This window comes from Streptomyces sp. NPDC030814 (genome assembly GCF_055572155.1).
Genome location: NZ_JBVIDX010000003.1, coordinates 605,131 through 626,253, shown reverse-complemented (window position 1 = coordinate 626,253; position 21,123 = coordinate 605,131). Strand labels below are relative to the sequence as shown.

The following is a 21,123-nucleotide window of genomic DNA, read 5'->3' as shown; positions in this document are numbered from 1 at the left end:
TCCCTAGCGTTTCCACGAATGTGAATACTGGACGCCCATATGTACGAATGGCGAGGCAAGGAGACCCGAGGATGCCCGCTCCCCGCACCGTTCTGCTCACCGGCGCCGCCGGTGGTCTCGGCACCCTGATGCGGGAACTCCTCCCGGCCCACGGCTACCGGTTGCGCCTCCTCGACCTGCGCCCCGTCGAGGGCGAGCCGGACGCGATCACCGCCGACCTCGCCGACAAGGAGGCCCTGCGGGAGGCCGTACGGGGCGTCGACGCGATCATCCACCTCGCGGGCATCTCACTGGAAGCCCCCTTCGAGAAGATCCTCAGGGCCAATATCGAGGGCACCTACAACCTGTACGAGGCCGCCCGCCAGGAGGGCGTCCCGCGCATGGTCTTCGCCTCTTCCAACCACGCCGTGGGCTTCACGCCCCGCCCGAGGGGCGACACGCCGCTTGATCCGAGCGAGCTGATCCCGGTCGACACCCCGCGCCGCCCCGACACCTTCTACGGCCTGTCCAAGTCCTTCGGCGAAGACCTCGCCCAGTTCTACTGGGACAAGTACGGCCTGGAGACGGTGTCCGTGCGGATCGGCTCCTGCTTCCCCGAGCCGACCAGTGTGCGCATGCTCTCGATCTGGATGAGCCCGGCCGACGGCGCCCGGCTCTTCCACGCGGCCCTGACCGCCGAGCACGTCGGCCACACCGTGGTCTACGGCTCCTCCGCCAACACCCGTCTGTGGTGGGACCTGTCCACCGCCCGCGCGCTGGGCTACGAGCCGCAGGACGACTCCGAGCCGTACGCAGGCAAACTCATCGCCGAGCAGGGCGAACTCGACCCCGACAACGAGGCGCACGCCCGCCTGGGCGGCCACTTCGTGAGCGCGCCGCCGATCTGGCCGCACTGACGCGGCGGCCGAGGTCGCCCGTCGTACGGAAAACGAGGGCCGTGCGACGGACGAGAGCGGCGTGCGGGCACCGAACGGGCCCGCCCGCCGCCGTATGCGGGCACGCCCGCTGCCCGATCGCACCTTTGCCCCAGGTCCGCGGCGGGCAGCCGCCGTCGAAACGGGCAGGGACGGGCATCATCGGGCGCGTAACAAGCCTGGTCAGCGCCACGCACCCCCTGTAGAACTGGCACCGAGGTCCCGAACGGGCCCGAACGGGCAGTACGACGGCGAGGGAGAGCGGGTGTCGGCCATGAGCGCGGAGGAGAGGCAGCGCGAGATCGTCAGGGCCGCCCGCCGCACGGGCTCCGTGGACGTCGCCGGACTCGCCGCCGACCTGGGCGTGGCGAAGGAGACCGTACGGCGTGATCTGCGCGCCCTGGAGGAGCACGGGCTGGTACGGCGTACGCACGGCGGCGCGTATCCCGTGGAGAGCGCCGGGTTCGAGACGACGCTCGCCTTCCGCGCCACCAGCCACGTCCCCGAGAAGCGCCGGATCGCCGCCGCGGCGGCCGAGCTGCTCGGGGACGCGGAGACCGTCTTCGTCGACGAGGGCTTCACCCCGCAGCTCATCGCCGAGGCCCTGCCCCGCGACCGGCCGCTGACCGTGGTCACCGCCTCCCTCGCCACCGCGGGCGCGCTCGCCGAGGCCGGCAACACGACCGTGCTGCTGCTCGGCGGCCGGGTGCGGCCCGGCACCCTCGCGACCGTCGACCACTGGACGACGAAGATGCTCGCCGGCTTCGTCATCGACCTGGCGTACATCGGCGCCAACGGCATCACCCGCGACCATGGGCTCACCACCCCCGACCCGGCCGTCAGCGAGGTCAAGGCCCAGGCCATCCGCGCCTCCCGGCGCACCGTCTTCACCGGCGTCCACACCAAGTTCGGCGCGGTCAGCTTCTGCCGGTTCGCCGAGGTGAGCGACCTGGACGCGATCGTCACGAGCACCTCACTGTCCACGGCGGAAGCCCACCGGTACGCCCTGCTGGGCCCCCAGGTCATCCGCATCTGACTTCTCCCACCCGACCCACTCCCCCGGCACCTCCACGCCTCGAAGCACCCCTTGTCTCCCCATACGTCCAGGAGCGATCCATGCGAATCCCGAGCCGACGGAGGCCGCGCGCAGCACTCGCCGCGGTCGCCGCAGGGACGCTGCTCGCCCCGCTTCTCTCCGGCTGCTGGGCCGGAGCGGGCGGGGCGGGATCCGGCGGCGACGCCATCAACGTACTGATGGTCAACAACCCCCAGATGCAGGAGCTGCGAAAGCTCACAGCCGCGCACTTCACCGAGGAGACCGGCATCGAGGTGAACTTCACGGTCCTGCCGGAGAACGACGTCCGCGACAAGATCAGTCAGGACTTCGCCAACCAGGCCGGCCAGTACGACGTGGCGACCCTGAGCAACTACGAGATACCGATCTATGCCAGGAACGGCTGGCTGGAGGACATGGACCCGTACGTCGAGAAGGATCCCGCGTTCGACGCCGGGGACATCCTGAAACCGATGCGCCAGTCGCTGACCGGCGACGACGGCAGGCTCTACGGGCAGCCGTTCTACGGCGAGTCGTCCTTCCTGATGTACCGCAAGGACGTGTTCGCCGAGCAGGGGCTCACCATGCCGGACCGCCCCACCTGGCGGCAGGTCGCCGGGCTCGCGGCGGAGGCGGACGGCGCCGAGCCCGGCATGAGGGGCATCTGTCTGCGTGGCCTGCCCGGCTGGGGCGAGGTCATGGCCCCCCTGACCACGGTCGTGAACACCTTCGGCGGCACCTGGTTCGACAAGGACTGGAAGGCGCGCCTGGACTCCCCCGAGTTCGAGCGGGCGACCCGGTTCTACGTCGACCTCGTCCGCAGGCACGGCGAGTCCGGCGCCGCCCAGTCCGGCTTCGCCGAGTGCCTGAACAACATGACCCAGGGCAAGGTCGCCATGTGGTACGACGCCACCTCGGCCGCCGGTTCCCTGGAGGCCGACGACTCCCCCGTGAAGGGGAACATCGGCTACGCACCGGCGCCGGTCGAGCGGGCCGAGTCCTCCGGCTGGCTCTACACCTGGGCCTGGGGCATCCAGAAAGCCTCCCGCAACCCCGACAAGGCCTGGAAGTTCGTCTCCTGGGCGTCCAGCAAGGAGTACGAGGAGCTGGTCGGCGACCGGATCGGCTGGTCCAACGTACCCGCCGGCAAGCGGGAGTCGACCTACGCGAACCCCGACTACCGCGCGGAGGCCGCCGCCTTCCAGGAGATGACCCGCGAGGCCATCGAGGGCGCCCGGCCCGCCGACCCCGGGGTGCAGCCGCGGCCCGCGCCCGGCATCCAGTTCGTCGGCATCCCCGAGTTCACCGATCTCGGCACCAAGGTCTCCCTGGAGATCAGCGCGGCCATCGCCGGACGCCAGTCCGTGGAGTCGGCCCTGAGGAAGGCGCAGGCGCTCGCCGAGCAGATCTCCGAGGAGTACGAGGGACGATGACCACGACCACCACAGCGCCGAGGGCGGCGACACCCGTACGTACCCAGAGCCGGCCGAACGCCCGGCTGCGCGCCTGGGCGACCCGCGCCCCGCTCCTCCCCGCCCTCGTCTTCATGATCACCGTGACCCAGCTTCCCTTCGTGGCCACGCTGCTGATCTCCTTCTTCGACTGGAACTCCCTCTACCCCGACGCCCGGAGCTTCGCCGGCCTCGCCAACTACGGCGAGGTCCTCACCGACCCCGAGCTGCGCCGCTCGGTGTGGACGACGATCCTGCTGACGGTCGCCGTGGTCCTGGCCGGCCTGGTCCTGGGGCTGCTGCTGGCGCTGCTGCTCGACCGGAGGTTCCGCGGCCGGGGCCTCGTCCGCACCCTGCTCATCGCCCCGTTCCTGATGGTCCCGGTGGCGGCGGCCCTGCTGTGGAAGCACGTCCTCTACAACCCGGAGTACGGCCTGTTCAACGGCCTGCTGCACGCCGTGGGCGGTCCGCAGCCGGACTGGATCTCCAGGACGCCACTGCTCGCGGTGGAGGCCTCGCTGGTGTGGCAGTGGACGCCGTTCATGATGCTGATCCTGCTGGCGGGCCTGCAGTCCCGCGACCACCAGCAGATCGAGGCGGCCCGCGTCGACGGCGCGAGCGACTGGCAGGTCTTCCGCCATCTGACCCTGCCGCACCTGCGCCGCTACCTGGAACTGGGAGCCCTGCTGGGCTCCATCCACATCGTCCAGAACTTCGACGCCGTCTTCACGATCACCTCCGGCGGCCTGGGCACGGCGAACCTCCCGTACACCATCTACCAGACCTTCTACCAGGCCCATGAGAACGGCCTCGCCTCGGCGGCCGGCGTCCTGGTCGTCATCGGTTCGCTCATCATCGCGACGTTCGCGCTGCGCGTGGTCTCGTCGCTGTTCCGCGAGGAGGCGGGGCGGTCATGAACACGCTGCGACGCAGGGGCCCCGGTCTGCTGGCCTGGTTCGCCGGGGTCGTCTTCTTCCTGCCCATCGCCTGGATGGCGCTGACGTCCCTGCATGCGGAGTCCGACGCGGCGACCAACCCGCCGTCCTTCGCTGCCGCGCTGACCCTGGACGGCTACCGCGAGTTCTTCGGCGTGGACGGCGGGGCGAGCCCCTGGCCCGCCCTGATCAACTCCACGGTGGCGTCCCTGGCCTCGACCCTGCTCGTCCTGCTGCTGGCCCTCCCGGCGGCGTACGCCCTGTCGATCCGCCCCGTGCGCAAGTGGACGGACGTCCTGTTCTTCTTCCTCTCCACCAAGATGCTGCCGGTGGTGGCGGGCCTGCTCCCCATCTACCTTTTCGCGAAGAACGCGGGGCTCCTCGACAACATCTGGCTGCTGGTCCTCCTCCACACCTCCATGAACCTGCCGATCGCCGTGTGGATGATGCAGTCCTTCCTCGCGGAGGTGCCGGTCGCGGTGATCGAGGCGGCCCACCTGGACGGCGCCCGCCTGCCGACGGTGCTGGCCCGGGTGGTGGCGCCGATCGCCGCCCCGGGGATCGCCGCCACCGCACTGATCTGCTTCATCTTCAGCTGGAACGAGCTGCTCTTCGCGAGGGTGCTGACGGGTGTCGTGGCCGAGACCGCCCCCGTCTTCCTGACCGGCTTCATCACCAGCCAGGGCCTGTTCCTGGCGAAGGTGTGCGCCGCGTCCCTCGTCATCTCCCTGCCGGTGCTCGCCGCGGGGTTCGCCGCCCAGGACAAACTGGTCCAGGGCCTGTCCTTGGGAGCCGTCAAATGAAGGCCGCCGTCATCGAGTCCGTGGGCAAGGCCGTCGTCGCCGAGGTCCCGGACCCGGCACCGGGCCCCCGCGAGGTCGTCGTCCGGGTCGCCGCGTGCGGCCTGTGCGGCACCGACCTGCACATCCTCCAGGGCGAGTTCGCCCCCGAGCTGCCGATCGTGCCGGGCCACGAGTTCGCGGGCGAGGTCGTGGAAGTGGGCGCCCGGGTCACCGAGCTGGCGGCCGGCGACCGGGTGGCGGTGGACCCGTCCCTGTACTGCCACGAGTGCCGCTACTGCCGTACCGGCCACAACAACCTCTGTGAACGGTGGGCCGCGATCGGGGTCACGACGCCCGGCGGCGCCGCGGAGTACGCGGTGGCACCCGTGGCGAACTGCGTGAAGCTGCCGGACCATGTGCGCACCCAGGACGCGGCGCTGGTGGAGCCGCTGTCCTGCGCGGTACGCGGCTACGACGTGCTCAGGTCGCGTCTCGGCGCACATGTGCTGATCTACGGCTCGGGAACGATGGGCCTGATGATGCTGGAGCTGGCCAAGCGGACCGGCGCGGCCAGCGTGGACGTCGTGGACGTGAACCCGGCGCGGCTGGAGACGGCACGGCGACTGGGTGTCTCGGGGGCGGCCGCGAACCCCGACGAGCTGGAGCGGCCGCAGGGCTGGGACCTGGTGGTGGACGCCACCGGCAACGCGGCCGCGATCCAGGACGGCCTGGACCGGGTGGCGAAGGCGGGCACCTTCCTCCAGTTCGGGGTGGCCGACTACGCGACCCGGGTCACGATCGACCCGTACCGCGTCTACAACCAGGAGATCACCATCACCGGCTCGATGGCGGTCCTCCACAGCTTCGAACGCGCGGCGGAACTCTTCGCGAACGGGGTGCTCGACCCGGACGTCTTCATCAGCGACCGGGTGCCGCTGGACCGGTACCCCGAGGCTCTGGACCAGTTCGCGTCGGGGTTGGGCCGGAAGATCGTCGTGGTGCCGTAGCGGTGGGCGGGCACCTCACTGACCGATATTCACTGGGGCGCCCCTGCCTTCCGCCCCTACCATCCTGCACATGCCACGCCCGCAGGGATTCACCTACACCGAGCACTCCGACCGCACGGTGACGATCGACCATCACGGCCGCGCGGCCACCACGCTGCGCGGCCCACGTGCCGACCGTTTCCTCGCCGAGGTGACGGCGGGCGACCCGCAGCTGGTCATGGCCCGCTGGACCGGGAACTACCGACGGGGCAACGAACGCACCGCCCGGGAGCACCCCCGCAACCGACGCCGGCAACCCCGCTGACCCGAACGGCCGCCCGGCCCGCTGGGTAAGGGAACGGTAAAGCGGCCTGAATCGTTCACCCCGTATGACAGCTATGACCCCCGGCTCGAACATCCCGCTGCCCGCCCCCCGTGTCGCGGTGGACGTCTCCGCCCCCGTGCGGCTCGACGTATCGGGCCTGCTGCTCACCGCCGACGGCAAGGTGCGCTCGGACGACGACTTCATCTTCTACAACCAGCCGAGCGGCCCGGGCGTGACGTACCGCTCGGGCGGCGGTACGACCCCCGACTCGATCACGGTCGACACCACGGCCCTCCCCCCGGGCATCGAGAAGATCGTCATCACGGCCAGCCCGGACGCGGCCGGCCAGACCTTCCAGGGCATCGAACCCACCGCCACCCTCCGCAACGCCGCCGACGGCTCGGTGATCGCCATGTTCACCCCGCCGCAGCTCGGCACGGAGACGGCCCTGGTGATCGTGGAGATCTATCTGCGCAACGGCGCGTGGAAGGCCCGAGCCGTCGGCCAGGGGTACGCCAACGGCCTGGCCGGCATCGCGACGGACTTCGGCGTCACGGTGGAGGAGCCCGCCCAGGCCCCTGCCCAGCCCGTGACCCCGGCCCAGCCCTTGGCTCCGCCGGCCCCCACCCTGCACACTCCCGTGTCCCCTCCGGCACCGCCCGCCACGGCACCGGCCGCGCCCCCGGCGCCGCCCGCCCCGCCGGCTCCTCCCGCTCCGGGCACCGGGAAGATCAACCTGGACAAGGGCCGGGTCAGCCTGCAGAAGAACCAGACGGTGTCCCTGGTCAAGGGCGGCCGCCCGCTGCTGTCTCAGGTCAAGATGGGCCTCGGCTGGGAGCCGGCGTACCGGGGCAAGGACATCGACCTGGACGCGTCGGTGATCGCGTACGGTCCGCAGCGCAACCACATCGACAGCTGCTACTTCGGCAAGCTGACCATCGTGGGCGGCGCCATCCGCCACTCCGGCGACAACCTCACCGGTGAGGGCGGGGGCGACGACGAGGTCATCACCGTCGACCTCGGCCGGCTCCCCCAGGAGGTCACCGGCCTGGTCTTCACGGTCAACTCCTTCTCCGGCCAGAAGTTCACCGAGGTCGCCAAGGCCTACTGCCGCCTCCTGGACGCCGCCACCGGCGAGGAACTCGTCCGCTTCGACCTCACCAACGCCGAAGCCCAGACGGGTGTGATGATGGCCAAGCTGATCCGCCAGTTCTCCGGCGAGTGGGAGATGACGGCCATGGGTGACTTCGTGAAGTCCCGCACGGTCAGGGGCATGGTGAAGCCGGCGGCCCAGGCGCTCTGACCCACCGGCAACGGGGACGGGAACGAGGAGGGGCGGATCGGGACCAGCCGGATCCGCCCCTCCTTTCGTCACCTCGTCACCTCGTCACTGGATGACGCCGCTGTACGCGTTCAGCGCGGGCTGGCCACCGAGGTGGGCGTAGAGGACGGTCGAGTCCCGGCCGATCTCGCCGCGTTCGACGAGGTCGATCATCCCGGCCATCGACTTCCCCTCGTAGACGGGGTCGGTGATCATGCCCTCGGTGCGGGCGGCGAGCTGCATCGCGACGAGGGTGGTGTCGTCGGGGACGCCGTAGATCCCGGCGTGGTAGCGCTCGTCCAGTTCCACGTCCGCCTCGGCCAACTCGCGCTTGACGCCGATGAGTTGACCGGTGTTGTGGGCGATGCGCGCGATCTGGGCGCGGGTGGTGTCCGGCTTGGCGGAGGCGTCGATGCCGAGGACCCGGCGCGGCCGTCCGCCGGCCTCCTCCAGGGCGGCGAAGCCGGCGACCATACCGGCCTGGGTGGAGCCGGTGACCGAGCAGACGATGACCGTGTCGAAGAAGACGCCCAGGTCCCGCTCCTGCTCGGCGACCTCGTAGGCCCATGCGGCGAAGCCGAGGCCGCCGAGGGGGTGGTCGGAGGCGCCGGCCGGGATGGCGTAAGGCTTGCCGCCCGACTCCTCGACCTCCCTGAGGGCCAGCTCCCAGCTCTCCTTGAAGCCGATGCCGAACCCGGCCTGCACGAGCCGCACCTCGGCGCCGGCGAGCCGGCTGATCAGAATGTTGCCGACCTTGTCGTAGACGGCGTCGGGCCACTCCACCCAGCTCTCCTGCACAAGGACGCACTTGAGTCCGGCGCGGGCGGCGACGGCGGCGACCTGGCGGGTGTGGTTGGACTGCACTCCGCCGATGGAGACCAGGGTGTCGCAGCCCTGGGCGAGTGCGTCGGCGACGAGGTACTCCAGCTTGCGGGTCTTGTTGCCGCCGTAGGCGATGCCGGAGTTGCAGTCCTCCCGCTTGGCCCAGAGGGAGGCGCCGTCGAGGTGGGCGGTCAGGCGTTCCAGCCGGTGCACCGGCGAGGGCCCGAAGAGGAGCGGGTAGCGCTCGTAGGAAGCAAGGGACACGGGTCCTCCCGGGGTCAGTGGTCCACGCCGGTGGCGGGCTCTTCGGCTTCGACGGCGGCTTCGGCGGAGGGTCCGCCTTCGGATGCGGCGGCGGGAACGGCCTCGACTCCGGCGCCGGACGCCCCCTGGGCCTCGGCGGCGGGGCCGGCCCCGGCTTCGTCCGGTTCGTCGGCGAGAGCCGCCAGTCCGCGCCAGATCTCCGCGGTGACGGCGACCGCCCCGTCCGTGTCACCGGCCGCGCAGGCCTCGATCAACCGGTCGTGCAGCCCGGCCGAGCGGCAGTTGCCGCCCTCGCCGAAGCGGCGTCGCTCCAGCCGGCGGATGAGCGGGGTGTAGCGGGCGATGGTCGCGGCGGCCGCGCGGTTGCCGCTCACCCGGACGAGGACGTCGTGCAGTTCGTCGTCGGCGTCCAGCGCGGCGTCGACATCACCCCCGTGGACGGCGGTCGCGAACCGCGCGTTGGCCGACCGCATCGTCTCCACGTCGGCCGCGAACAGCCGGGGCACGGCGACCCGTGTGACCAGCTCGTGCATCGCGCCGACCACGGCGGCGGCGTCGCGCACATCGGCGGCCACGACGGGCGTCACCCGTGTATAGCTCTGCGGTTTGCTCTCCAGCAGCCCCTCGTCCACCAGCCGCGAGAAGGCCTCCCGCACCGGCGCGCGGGACAGCCCCAGCAGCTCCGCGAACTCGGCGTCCCGCACCACGGCGCCTGGTTCGATCTCCCCGGCCACGATGGCGTCCCGGATGGCGAGGTAGGCGCGGTCCCTCAGCAGGGTGCGGCTCACCGGTCGTATGGCCTCCATGGACTGAAATGTTAGATGTCAGTTCGGGCCGCGAACAAGAGCGTGGCTCGCACCTCGGCTGGTACGGGCCACACTCACTGCGTCGTCACACCTTCACCTCGTCGTCATCCGCTCCACGGCCAGTCGGCGTCCCGCGCCGCCTCCAGCAGCGGGACCATCCGGAACGCCGCGTCCGAGAGGCCGCCGAAGGTGTGGCGGTTCGCCATGCCGGAGGGGCCGTGGCCCGCCCGGTGGCCGGCGAGGTTCCAGGTGTAGACCGGCACGTCGGCCGGGACCTGGGCGGTCGGGTCTCCGTGGTGGCTGTAGGCGGCCTGCTCGTCGGTGACGATCAGCACCCGGTCGTGCTTGCGGTAGTGCGCGCGCACCGCCTCGGTGGTGTTGGTACCGCCGAGGTCGCCGAAACGCTCCAGGATCTTCAGCACCGACTCGCCCTTGCGGAACGACACCGGCCGGCTCGTGGTGCCGAACTCGACGAGATCCGCGTCCGCCGCCCGCAGCGCCAGCGCCGTGCCGAAGATCGCCGCCGCGTCCGCGTACGTGAGGGACGAACGGTCGGTCAGCCGCGAGTAGAACATCGAGCCCGAGCGGTCGACCAGGACCAGGGTCCGGCCGGGCAGTGCGGGCACATTGGTCAGCGAGTGACCGAGCGCCTGCTCCAGCGGGTACGCCCAGCGCAGCGACGGCGCGTGCCGGTACGCGGCGAGGTAGCGGAACGGGAACTGCCGGGACCGTGCGACCTCGGCCGGGTCACTGATCTTCGCCGCCACCCGGCCCGCGACCTCGTCGCAGACGCCCGCCTCGTCGAAGTTGCGCAGGTTCCGGACCAGGGCCATGGCACCCATGGACGGGATGACGGCCTCCCAGGCCGCCTTGTCCATCGGTCCCTGGAGCCAGCCGGCCAGCGCCTCCCAGGTGACGCCCGCGTCCGCGAGCCGCTGGGCTCCGCCCGCGCCGGTCACGACCTTGCGGCGCTTGGCGGGCCGCAGGGCCATCAGGTCCCGGTGGGCCGCGAGCACGGGCAGCGACTTGGGCACGACCGCGGTGTCCGGGTTGTGCCGCCGGTCAAGGGCGTACTGGAACAGGTCGCCCTGCCACGGCTTGTCCGGGGCCGGCGCCGCATGCACCAGGTTGAGGATGTCGCCGAAGCGGTAGCCCTTGGACGCGGTGTCGTACTTCAGCAGCGACCGAGGGTGGTAGAGGCGTCGTACAGCGTCGGCGACACCCCGCTTCACGGGCTTGGGAAGGGCGCGGCCGTACCGGGAGGTCCAGTACGCGAGCAGCTCGCCGGGCTCGTCCGGGCGCCGCAGCACCGAGTCGATGACCTGGCGGTTGGTCGGGCCGTGGGTGACGCCGGCGTCGAGCCGGGCCTTCACGTACTCGGCGGCGCCCACGAGGGAGGCCGTACGGAGGCTGCCCTCGCCGCGCAGCCAGCTGAGCAGGCCGGCCGTCCACTCCGGGTCGGTGACGGCGAGGCGGCGGACGAGCGCGGCGAACCGGTCGTCGCGGTCCTCGCCGGACTCGTAGAACGTCTTCTGGGCGACGAAGTTGGCGATCGAGAGCAGGAACAGCTCCGAGCGCTCGTCCCGCTCCTGGCCGCGACCGCCCTGGTGGGTGCGGAGCACGCGTCCCGTCGAGGTGACGCGCGAGGTGGGCCGCGCCCGGGTGCTCTTGCTGTTGAACCGCGCCATGGTGAATTCCCCCGAATTCCTCCGCACGTTGTGCGTACTTTTTTCGGAGGGAGGCGCGGCAGAAGGAGGGTGCCCGAGATCGAGGTCGGCGGCGGCCCTATAACAGGCGCGTCTGCCATTCCGCCACATCGACCGAGGGTCGATGACGGGATTCGAACCCGCAGGAGGAAATCCCTCACCAGTTCCCGAAGTATCCGCTGCCTGCGCACCGGGCACCCACCTTGTGCCGCGCCTCCCGAGATCAAGGTGGCGGCGGCGTGGATTCTTTTTGGAGAAGAAGGAGCCGCAGCCGGCGCACCGGGAGGTGCATGAAGTTTTAGGTGTCCAGAGATCGAATTCGGCGGAACCGACGTAGGTGCTCTGCCATCTGAGCTACACCGGCGTGTTGGTGCCGGCGACGGGACTCGAACCCGCGACCGCCCCATTATCAGTGGAAGTAGGTCCTGCCTTCGCACCTGGACGTGCATCACTCTAGGAGGACGGTCGCGGGAGGGGCGAGCGAATTAATTACCGCTTCTGCCGCTTCCAGGGGCCGGTGATGGCGAGCAGGATGCCCGGCTTCTGGATGTTGGCGTACAGGGTCTTTCCGTCGGGCGAGAAGGTGACGCCGGCGAACTCGCTGTACTCCGGCTCCTCCTCGGTGCCGATGTTCAGGTCGTTGCGGGCGATCGGATACGTGCGGCCGCTGTCGGTGGCGCCGAACAGGTGCTGGACGCCTTCGCCGTCCTCGGCGATGACGATGCCGCCGTAGGGGGAGACGGTGATGTTGTCGGGGCCGTCGAGGGCGCCGTCTGCGGACGGGTCCGGGTTGACGCCGAGCAGGACCTTCAGGGTGAGGGTGCGGCGCTTGGGGTCGTAGAACCAGACCTGGCCGTCGTGCGCGGTGCCGGGGCTCTCCGCGCGGGCGTAGGAGGAGACGATGTAGACGCCGCCGTCGCCCCACCACATGCCTTCGAGCTTGCGGGCGCGGGTGATCTCGTCGAACTGCTTGCGCACGGCGACGGTTCGCGCGTCCCGGTCGGGGACGTCGACCCAGTCGACGCCGTAGACGGTGCCGATCCGGGTGGCGCGGGAGAGGTCGTCGACGAAACGGCCGCCGGAGTCGTAGCACGTGGGGGCCTGGAGGACACCCGCGTCGTCGGCGAGGGCGCGGAACTTCCGAGGGCCGTGGGTGAAGCCCTTCGGCGGGGTCCAGCGGTAGAAGAGGCCGTTGGGGCCGGCGGCGTCCTCGGTGAGGTAGGCGTGGCCGCGCTTGGGGTCGATGACGACGGCCTCGTGGTCGTACCGGCCGAAGAACTTCAGCGGCTTGGGGTCGCGGTTGGCGCGCCGGTCGCAGGGGTCGACCTCGAAGACGTAGCCGTGGTCCTTGGTCATGCCGTTGACGCCGGCCCGGTCGGAGTTCTCCTCGCAGGTGAGCCAGGTGCCCCACGGGGTGCTGCCGCCCGCGCAGTTGGTGGAGGTGCCCGCGATGCCGACCCACTCGGCGACCCGGCCGTCGGGGCGGACCTCCACGACCGTGCAGCCGCCGGACGCGGCCGGGTCGTAGACGAGCCCCTCGGTGAGGGGCACCGGGTGCGGCCAGTTGGCGCGGGGGCCCTTCAGTTCGTGGTTGTTGACGAGGAGGGTGGTGCCCCGGGGGCCGGGGAACGCGGCGGTGCCGTCGTGCTTGCCCGGGGTGAACTCACCGGACTCCAGCCTGGTCCGCCCGCTGTAGGTGAGGATCGTGTAGGTGAAACCGGCCGGCAAGGCGAGGATCCCCTCGGGGTCGGGAACGAGGGGCCCGTAACCGACCCCGCCGTGCCGGTGCGCCCCCGTGCCGTCCGAGCCGTCGAGGTCGGCGCCGTCCGTGTCGTCCGCGGCGGTGCCCGACGCCGCGAGGGCGTTCGGCGCGGTGGCGAGGGCGCCCACGGTGCCGGCCAGCGCGACACCGGCGCCGGCGACCGCGGATCGACTGGCGAAGTCCCTGCGGGTGAGCGACATGCTGTCTCCTGCGTGCGGTGGGAGGACCGTGGAGGGTGGCGGACCCAGGCTTCGCGCCGCACTGTCCCGCCCCCGGCTGAACGGTGGTTGAACACCGCGCGAGGGCTCGGGGGACCGGGGTTGTCGGGCGGGTGCGGGTGAGTGGGGGTTGGTCGCGCGGTTCCCCGCGCCCCTGGCAGGAGCCTGCGGCCCTGCCGGCCATGGCAGGGCGCGACCCCGGCCACGGGAGGCGCCGGCAACGGCAGGGAGAAAGCGGGGCGCGGCCCCGTCCTTCAGGGCCACGGGGAACTCCGCGACAGGCCCCCACGCACCCGCACGGCGCCGACGCACCACAACGCCCGAGCACTCAGGCGCTCCACCACCCACGCCCTCGCTCGCAGGCACCGAAAGGGGCGCGGGGAACCGCGCGACCAACCCCGATCCACCCGCACCGCCCGACATCCCCCGGCCGGCCCCGAGCCATAAGGGGTCCTTTCACAATGCTCGCCCGGGTCGCGCGGTCCGGCACCGCACCTCGCCGCGTTGCCCAAAGGTCCTGGTAGCTCCGCTACGAGGACCTTCCGGCGCCTTGCGATGCCCGGCACCAGACCACGCGGCCTGAACGGACGCTCATAGGGAAAGGACCCCTAAGGCGCCCCGCCCCTCACTCCCCCTTCTGCGACCGCGCCTTGAACGCGGCCTTACGCGCCTCCTTGGCCACCCGCTTGTCCGGGTGGATCCTCCCCATCGCCTCCAGCACGTCCGCCGTGGCCGGATGCCCCACCCGCCACGCTGCGTCGAAGAACCCCCGGTGCTGCTGCGCGAGCCCCTCCACCAGTCCCCGCAGCTCAGCCGAGTTCCCCTCGGCCGCCAGCTGCGCGGCCACCGTGTCGATGGTCAGCCAGAACACCATCTCCTCGGACGGTGCCGGCACGTCCCCGGCCCCGCGCTCGGTGAGCCACACCCGGGCGAGCCCGCCCAGTTCGGCGTCGTCGAGCACCTCCCGCAGTGCGGGCTCGGCGGCGGCCCCCACCAGGGACAGCGCCTGCTGGCAGCGCAGCCGCCGCAACGGGGCCCCCTGGTCGGCGCCACGGGCGGCGGCAAGCAACTCCCGTGCGGCGGACAGCGGTTCGTGGCGCGCGAGCCACTGCTCGGTCTCGGCGAGGGCCGCCCCCGGCGGATACTCGGCCGTGCCGTCGAGCAGGGTGTCCGCGCCCTTGTCGGCGAGGTCCCCCACGGCGGGCGCCACGAGTCCCGCCTCCTGGAGTCGCGCCCGCATCCCGTACAGCCCGAGCGGGGTGAGTCGCACCATGCCGTACCGGGTGACGTCGGTCTCGTCGACGACCGGTGCGGCCCCGGCCCCCTCGGCGGACGCGGTCTCCTCGGCGTCCGTCATGAGCGCCTCGTCGACGGGCTGGTACTCCACCAGCCCGACCGGTTCCAGCACCCGGAACTGGTCGTCGAGCCGCATCATCGCGTCCGACACCTGCTCCAGTACGTCGTTGGTGGGCTCCCCCATGTCGTCGGGCACGATCATCGAGGCGGCGAGTGCGGGCAGCGGTACCGGCCCGTCGCCTGGGCCGTCCTCGCTGACGGTGAGGAGGTAGAGGTTGCCGAGCACCCCGTCGAGGAACTCCGCCTCGGCCTCGGGATCCCAGTCCAGCTCGGCGAAGTCGATCTCGCCGCCGGACTCCATGGCGTCGACGAGGCCGTCGAGTTCGGGCACGCTCGCGTCGGCCAGCGCGGCCGCCAGCGCGGCGAGCCAGACGCCGAGCACGTCCCGGGGCGCACCGGAGGTGAGGAGCGCGAGCGCGTCGCCGGCGGTGACCGTGCCCTGCCCCTCGTCGCCCGGGTCCACGATCTCGACGAGCCCGGTGTCCACGGCCACCCGCCACGCCTCGCTCGCCAGGGCCGCCGCGTCGTCGGCGGTGGCGTCCTCGCCGGTGAGCCCGAGCGCCTCGGCCGCGGCGGGCAGTTGTTCCTCGACGAGTTCACCCCCGGCGCCCACCCGCGTCTTCGGCCCTGCCCAGCGGGCGAGTCGCGCGGCGCGCGAGAGCAGCGGGGTGGCGAGCGCGTCCCGCGCCAGTTCCGCCTCGGAGCGGAGCCGCACCGGCGGCAGTGGCGAGCTGTCTGACATCGGCGGGGTTCTCCTCGGGGCGAACGACGGCGAGTGGTGTACGGAACAAGCATCGTCGGTGGCGCGGCGGGGCCGGTCCGCGCACCACCGTGGCAGCCGCTCAGCCTAGACGGATTTCCACCCATGCCGCCCGGTTCATGTACCTGCCAGGAGTCGGACGTGGCTGAAACCTTGACAAGTGCCCTGACCAGGCAGGAGATTGACGCGCGTAGAAACTCACGGGTAGCTACGGGGGCGACACCCCGGCCTCCCTTGGACGCCCTGTCGGGCGGCCCAGCGTTCTACGCGCGTCACACCGCCCCACCGGTAACTGGCCACCCCCCGTCCACCCTCGTCCCGGCGCCCATGTACGTCCCCGGAGGGATCCCCTTGCCGAGCAAGAGAACCGCGCGCATCGGCGCGCTGACCGTCGCCGCCATCTGCTCCACCGTGTCCGCCGTGGTCCTGACCACGCCCGCGGCGGCGGACACGATACGCATCCACGACATCCAGGGCACCACCCGCACCTCGCCGCTGGTCGGCCGGCAGGTCACCGGTGTCGAGGGCATCGTCACCGGTGTACGGGCCTTCGGTTCGTCGCGGGGCTTCTGGATGCAGGACACCCAGGCGGACGACAGCCCCGCCACGAGCGAGGGCGTCTTCGTCTTCACCGGCTCCACGCCGAAGGTTTCCGTGGGCGACGCGGTCACGGTGACGGGCACGGTCGGCGAGTTCGTGCCGGGCGGCACTTCGTCCGGAAACCAGTCGGTGACCCAGATCACCCGCCCCACCGTCACCGTCGTCTCCAGCGGCAACGCCGTTCCGGCCGCGACCGTCGTCGACGCCGCGTCCGTGCCGGACGCGTACACCCCGGCGGGCGACGCCGCCGCGAACGGCTCGGTCAACGGGCTCACCCTCGACCCCGCCGCCTATGCCCTGGACTACTACGAGTCCCTGGAGGGCATGAACGTCCAGGTCGCCGACGCCCGCGTGGTCACCGCGACCGACCGGTTCACCGAGCTGTGGGTCACGGTGAAGCCGCGGGAGAACGCCAACCGCCGCGGCGGCACGGTCTACGGCTCCTACACCTCGCAGAACACCGGCCGGCTCCAGATCCAGTCGCTCGGTGCGGTCGCCGACTTCCCGAAGGCGAACGTCGGCGACATGCTGACGGGCACCACCGAGGGCCCCCTGGACTACAGCCAGTTCGGCGGTTACACGCTGGTCGCGAGCAAGCTCGGCACCCTGAAGCAGGGCGGCCTGGAGCGCGAGACGACCCGTAAGCAGGCGCGCGGCGAGCTCGCGGTGGCGACGTACAACGTCGAGAACCTCGACCCCTCCGACACCACGTTCGCCGCCCACGCGGCCGCGATCGTGAACAACCTGAAGTCGCCCGACATCGTGGCCCTGGAGGAGATCCAGGACAACAGCGGCGCCACGAAGGACGGCACGGTCGCAGCCGACCAGACGGTGAAGAAGCTGATCGACGCCATCGCGGCGGCCGGCGGCCCGAGCTACGACTGGCGTTCCATCGACCCGGTCGACCTCGCGGACGGCGGCGAGCCCGGCGGCAACATCCGCCAGGTGTTCCTGTTCAACCCCCAGCGGGTCTCCTTCACCGACCGTGCGGGCGGCGACGCCACCACGGCCGTCGGTGTGACGAAGGCGTACGGCAGGGCCCGGTTGACGGTCTCCCCCGGTCGTATCGACCCGGCGAACGCCGCCTGGACCAACAGCCGCAAGCCGCTCGTCGGCGAGTTCTCCTTCCGCGGCGAGTCGGTGTTCGTCATCGCGAACCACTTCTCGTCCAAGGGCGGCGACCAGGCGCTGCACTCGCAGTTCCAGCCGCCGACGCGCAGCTCGGAGACGCAGCGCCACCTCCAGGCGACCGCCGTGAACACGTTCGTCAAGGACATCCTGGCGAAGCAGAAGAGCGCGAACGTCATCGCCCTCGGCGACATCAACGACTTCGAGTTCTCCGAGACCGCCAAGCTGCTGGAGGACGACGGCGTGCTGTGGTCGGCGGTCAAGTCACTGCCGAAGAGCGAGCGTTACTCCTACGTCTACCAGGGCAACGCGCAGGTCCTCGACCAGATCCTGGTGAGCCCGTCGATCCGGCGCTCCTGCGAGTTCACTTACGACAGCGTGCACATCAACGCGGAGTTCCACGACCAGATCAGCGACCACGACCCGTCGGTGCTGCGGTTCCGCCCGTAACGGCCGAGGATCCCGAGTGGTTTCAGGGCTGGCTGAACACCCCGTTCAGCCAGCCCTTCCACGCCGCCTCGTCGGCTGCGGCGTCGGCACCCGGCGCGAAGTCGTGGACGCTGACGCCGACGGGGTGGCCCCAGTGGTTGCGGCCGAAGAAGCGGATGAGGGCGTCCTCGGTGCGCAGTCCGATGAAGTAGGCGTTGCGGTGGTCGACGACGGCGTCCAGGGGCCGGCCCCCGGGTCCCTTCGCGCGGACGCGCGTGCCCTCGGCGGTGTCGTCCGCGAGGCCCAGCGCCCGGGCGACGGCGGTGAACGCGTCGGCGCCCGAGGACGCCTCGGGACCGTCGAAGGTGGCGAAGGCGGTGACCGGGCGGCCCTCGAAGCGGGTGAGGTACTGGCGCAGGGTGTGCAGATAGAAGTCGGTGTGCCGGCCTGCGGCGTCGTACTGGTTGTCCCAGTCGTCGACGAAGATGCCGCTGTGCACGTACCGCACCCAGGCGCGGCGGCCTTCGTCGCGCGGCTCGATCGTGTAGTCGAGCTGGTTGAGGGTCTGCTCGGAGATGCCCTCGACGTCCTCCACCCGGTTGGTGTAGCGGTGCGGCGGCTCCCAGGCGGTGACCTCGGACCCGAAGGGCCCCTTGCCGCCGACCCGCGGCTCGGGCGCCTCCATCGGCCACAGCCAGCCGCCGGTACCGCTGGTGACGGCCTCCCACACCTGCTCCGGCGTGGCGTCGACCTCGAACTCGCGGGCGATCTCGAATTCCTTGGACATGGTGGCTCCTGAGTCCTACTGGTGCGGTTCGGGGGCGGGGCTCCCGGGCCTGGGTTCGGCCGTGAGCCCGGCGGTGGGTTCGGCGGTGGGTTCGGCCGGAAGTCCGGTGGTGGGTTCAGCTGCTGCTTCGTCCGCCGTCCCCGTGGTGCGCGTGATCGTGGGGTGGACGGCGACGACGACGCGGTGTCCCCGGCCGCCCTCGGCGTCGGGGGCGTCGTACTTGCGGATGAGGGCGCTCACCCCGGCCGTCAGCTCCTGCACGAACGCGGCGCGGTCGGCGGCCGAGGCGAAGGTGACCTCGCCGTCGAGCGCGTAGGTCGCGAGCCGTTTGCGCGCCTTGGCCGCGCCCGTGATCAGCGCCCCGACGTCGCGGACGAGCCGGGCACCGAGCGCGAGCAGCCAGCGTGCCGAGAGCTGGTCCCGGAAGCGGTCCGGGTCCGGCTGCACGGCGGCGAGAGCGAGCGGCGAGATCACGTACGACGCGGCGGTCGCCCGCATCAGCCGCTCGGTGACATTGCCCTTGCGGCGCTCCCCCGCCAGCTCGACCAGACCGTGCCGCTCCAGCGCCTTGAGGTGGTAGTTCACCTTCTGCCGGGGCAGCCCGACCTTCCCGGCCAGCATCGTGGCGCTCGCCGGACCGGCCGCGAGCTCGGCCAGCAGCCGGGCCCGTACGGGGTCCAGCGAGGCGGCTGCGGCTTCCGGGTCCTCGATGACGGTGACGTCCCACATGGCTCCAACCCTGTCACCGAAAACTTTTCTTGTCCAGACGGTTCAACTTTTCGGTGCGCCTCGGGCTCGTCTTCCAACCGTCAGTCGGGTACGAGGCCGAGGGCGTACTCGTAACGGCTGACCGTGCTGCGCTTCAGCCCCGGCCAGGTCTGGACCCGACGCCAGAGTCCGGTGGGTGAGCCGACACCGTCACCGTCGGCGGCGAGCGCGTCGATGTGGGCCTGGGCGCTCTCCCACTCGGCGTAGTTCAGCACCCGGGTGCCGTCGGTACCGAGGTGGAAGTGGGCGGCGATACCGCCGGGGTGCGGGTTCGGCTCGGCGGCCAGCGCCTCCTCCACGGCGTCCACCCAGGCCCGTTGCCGGACCGGATCCGGCCCGTCGAACTCGACGTCGACGATGACGACGCACCCCGGCACCCGTAGGTCGCGATCGCCCCCGGTGAGGCTGCGGTAGTGGCGGTAACGCCCGAGCCGGACGCGCTCGATGTCCGGCACGGCGGTGTCGATCGCGTCGTTGCGTTCCTGTCGGCGGGTCCGCACGAAGGCGTCGTAGGCCTGCTCGTCCGCCCACTGCGAGTAGTGCAGCAGGGTGGAGCCGTCCTCGCCGGTGTAGAGGAAGTAGCCCAGCAGCCCTTCGGCGGGCCAGGGTCGCTCCAGCCAGGTGTCGGCCACGGCGTCGATGACCTGGCGTTGCCGTTGCGGCGTGCCGACGCGCCAGGTGCTGAAGAAGGGCGCTCCGACGCCGGGGCGGTCGAGGACGGGATGGGCAGCGGTACGACGGGTCATGGCGCTCTCCAGGGGTGCTCGCTGTACGGGCACCCCCACCCTTCAACCTCAAGCAAGATTCAGGTCAAGTCAGCGATTCGAGGCCCGAATTCGGGAGACCCGCCTGGTCATGGACGAGATGCGGTCCGACGCCGGGCAGGCGAACACGGGGGCGGGGACGGGGACGGGGACGGGGGACGGGAACGGGCCCGAGGTGGCGGGCAGCCCCATCCGGCTGCCGAGGAGTTCGTGGTGGGCGGTGATCCGGCGCACGGCCAAAGAAGTCCTGGACGACGAACTCGCCGACCGCGCGGCGGCGTTGACCTACTACGGGGTGCTGTCGCTGTTCCCCGGGCTGCTGCTCACCGTCTCACTGCTCGGGGTCGCCGGGCGGCGCACGATCGACGAACTCCTCCACAACATCGGCGACTTGGCGCCGGGACCGGCACGGGACGTCCTGCGGGACGCCGTCGTCCAGCTGAGTGACAGCGGTGGCGGCACCGGCGGGGTACTGGCCGTCGTCGGCCTGCTGACGGCGGTGTGGTCGGCGTCCGGATACGTGGCCGCGTTCATCCGCGCCTCCAACGCGGTGTACGACCTGCCGGAGGGCCGCCCCGTGTGGAAGCTGACGCCCCTGCGTATCGCACTGACCCTGGTGCTGATGCTGATGATCGCCGCGAGCGCGCTGATCGTGGTCTTCACGGGGCCGCTGGCCGAGCGGGCGGGCACGATGGTGGGGCTCGGTGACGCGGCCATCGCGTTGTGGGGCATAGCCAAGTGGCCGGTGCTGCTGGTGCTGGTGACCCTGATGATCGCGCTGCTGTACTGGGCCGCGCCCAACGTCCGCGGCCGGGGTCTGCGCTGGGTCAGCCCCGGCGGTGTCGTCGCCACCCTGATCTGGCTCGCCGCGTCCGCCGGGTTCGCCGTCTACGCGGCCAACTTCGGGTCGTACAACAAGACCTATGGCACGCTGGCCGGCGCCGTGGTCTTCCTGGTCTGGCTCTGGCTCACCAACATCGCGATCCTCCTCGGCCTGGAGTTCGACGCCGAGCTCTCCCGCGAGCGCGCCATCGTCGAGGGGCGGCCGCCCTCGGAGGAGCCGTACGTCGAGCCCCGCGACACCCGCGCCTGGCCGCCACGTCTACGGGCCCTGCGGGAGGCGAGGGCCCGTACGACGACCACTTCGGAGGACGTCGAGCCGATCAACTGACGGGCGACCCGATC

The 21,123-nt window shown here is 71.4% G+C and carries 17 protein-coding genes and 1 pseudogene; 10 read left to right on the top strand and 8 right to left on the bottom strand.

Features of this window, described 5'->3' with window-relative positions; all coding sequences use genetic code 11:
* The first annotated feature begins 71 nt into the window (after window positions 1-71).
* The 8 genes from ACZ43N_RS09635 (at window position 72) to ACZ43N_RS09600 (ending at window position 7,750) form a co-directional block, all read left to right on the top strand.
* Window positions 72-896, top strand: coding sequence for an NAD-dependent epimerase/dehydratase family protein (locus ACZ43N_RS09635; RefSeq protein WP_468096263.1), 825 nt, complete (start codon window positions 72-74; stop codon window positions 894-896).
* A gap of 283 nt (window positions 897-1,179) precedes the next feature.
* Window positions 1,180-1,950: a DeoR/GlpR family DNA-binding transcription regulator gene (locus ACZ43N_RS09630; protein ID WP_468096261.1), complete on the top strand. Its 771-nt coding sequence runs from the start codon at window positions 1,180-1,182 to the stop codon at window positions 1,948-1,950.
* A gap of 80 nt (window positions 1,951-2,030) precedes the next feature.
* On the top strand, window positions 2,031-3,401 hold the full coding sequence (locus ACZ43N_RS09625) for an ABC transporter substrate-binding protein (protein WP_468096259.1): 1,371 nt from the start codon (window positions 2,031-2,033) through the stop codon (window positions 3,399-3,401).
* Window positions 3,398-4,336, top strand: a complete 939-nt coding sequence (locus tag ACZ43N_RS09620; protein WP_468096258.1) for a carbohydrate ABC transporter permease — start codon at window positions 3,398-3,400, stop codon at window positions 4,334-4,336. The genes ACZ43N_RS09625 and ACZ43N_RS09620 overlap by 4 nt, the downstream gene beginning before the upstream one ends.
* Window positions 4,333-5,157, top strand: a complete 825-nt coding sequence (locus tag ACZ43N_RS09615) for a carbohydrate ABC transporter permease (protein WP_468096257.1) — start codon at window positions 4,333-4,335, stop codon at window positions 5,155-5,157. The genes ACZ43N_RS09620 and ACZ43N_RS09615 overlap by 4 nt, the downstream gene beginning before the upstream one ends.
* A complete protein-coding gene (locus ACZ43N_RS09610) occupies window positions 5,154-6,143 on the top strand; it encodes a zinc-dependent alcohol dehydrogenase family protein (RefSeq protein ID WP_468096255.1) in 990 nt (329 codons plus the stop codon). The genes ACZ43N_RS09615 and ACZ43N_RS09610 overlap by 4 nt, the downstream gene beginning before the upstream one ends.
* Window positions 6,144-6,213: 70 nt before the next feature.
* Window positions 6,214-6,447, top strand: coding sequence for a hypothetical protein (locus ACZ43N_RS09605; protein WP_468096254.1), 234 nt, complete (start codon window positions 6,214-6,216; stop codon window positions 6,445-6,447).
* Window positions 6,448-6,520: 73 nt separating this feature from the next.
* Window positions 6,521-7,750: a TerD family protein gene (locus ACZ43N_RS09600; protein WP_468096474.1), complete on the top strand. Its 1,230-nt coding sequence runs from the start codon at window positions 6,521-6,523 to the stop codon at window positions 7,748-7,750.
* A gap of 84 nt (window positions 7,751-7,834) precedes the next feature.
* Here the strand turns inward: ACZ43N_RS09600 and ACZ43N_RS09595 are convergent, their stop codons facing one another.
* From ACZ43N_RS09595 to ACZ43N_RS09575, 5 genes and pseudogenes are all read right to left on the bottom strand, one after another.
* Entirely contained in the window at window positions 7,835-8,854 is a 1,020-nt protein-coding gene (locus ACZ43N_RS09595; RefSeq protein WP_468096252.1) for a 1-aminocyclopropane-1-carboxylate deaminase, read from the bottom strand.
* 167 nt (window positions 8,855-9,021) lie between these two features.
* Window positions 9,022-9,660: pseudogene (locus tag ACZ43N_RS09590) on the bottom strand (GntR family transcriptional regulator); the annotation flags it as partial.
* Window positions 9,661-9,764: 104 nt separating this feature from the next.
* Window positions 9,765-11,348 carry a TROVE domain-containing protein gene (locus tag ACZ43N_RS09585; protein ID WP_468096251.1) on the bottom strand — a complete coding sequence of 528 codons (1,584 nt, stop codon included), beginning with the start codon at window positions 11,346-11,348 and terminating at the stop codon, window positions 9,765-9,767.
* 507 nt (window positions 11,349-11,855) lie between these two features.
* Window positions 11,856-13,328: an alkaline phosphatase PhoX gene (locus ACZ43N_RS09580; protein ID WP_468096249.1), complete on the bottom strand. Its 1,473-nt coding sequence runs from the start codon at window positions 13,326-13,328 to the stop codon at window positions 11,856-11,858.
* Between the two features lie 643 nt (window positions 13,329-13,971).
* Window positions 13,972-15,444 carry a hypothetical protein gene (locus ACZ43N_RS09575; protein ID WP_468096247.1) on the bottom strand — a complete coding sequence of 491 codons (1,473 nt, stop codon included), beginning with the start codon at window positions 15,442-15,444 and terminating at the stop codon, window positions 13,972-13,974.
* Window positions 15,445-15,813: 369 nt separating this feature from the next.
* Between ACZ43N_RS09575 and ACZ43N_RS09570 the strand changes: the two genes are divergently transcribed.
* Complete coding sequence (locus ACZ43N_RS09570; RefSeq protein WP_468096245.1) at window positions 15,814-17,640, top strand: endonuclease/exonuclease/phosphatase family protein; 1,827 nt, start codon at window positions 15,814-15,816, stop codon at window positions 17,638-17,640.
* Between the two features lie 22 nt (window positions 17,641-17,662).
* Here ACZ43N_RS09570 and ACZ43N_RS09565 read toward each other — a convergent pair whose 3' ends face one another.
* The 3 genes from ACZ43N_RS09565 to ACZ43N_RS09555 all read right to left on the bottom strand — a co-directional run bounded on the left by ACZ43N_RS09565 (window position 17,663) and on the right by ACZ43N_RS09555 (window position 19,920).
* Window positions 17,663-18,406 (bottom strand): SRPBCC family protein, encoded by a 744-nt coding sequence (locus ACZ43N_RS09565; RefSeq protein WP_468096243.1) that lies wholly within the window; start codon window positions 18,404-18,406, stop codon window positions 17,663-17,665.
* 15 nt (window positions 18,407-18,421) lie between these two features.
* The gene (locus ACZ43N_RS09560) at window positions 18,422-19,135 is read right to left on the bottom strand and encodes an ArsR/SmtB family transcription factor (RefSeq protein WP_468096241.1); all 714 of its coding nucleotides are present in this window, start codon (window positions 19,133-19,135) and stop codon (window positions 18,422-18,424) included.
* A gap of 80 nt (window positions 19,136-19,215) precedes the next feature.
* A complete protein-coding gene (locus tag ACZ43N_RS09555; protein ID WP_468096239.1) occupies window positions 19,216-19,920 on the bottom strand; it encodes an antibiotic biosynthesis monooxygenase in 705 nt (234 codons plus the stop codon).
* 109 nt (window positions 19,921-20,029) lie between these two features.
* Here ACZ43N_RS09555 and ACZ43N_RS09550 point away from each other — a divergent pair, with 109 nt between their 5' ends.
* Window positions 20,030-21,109 (top strand): YihY/virulence factor BrkB family protein, encoded by a 1,080-nt coding sequence (locus tag ACZ43N_RS09550; RefSeq protein ID WP_468096237.1) that lies wholly within the window; start codon window positions 20,030-20,032, stop codon window positions 21,107-21,109.
* The last annotated feature ends 14 nt before the right edge of the window (window positions 21,110-21,123 follow it).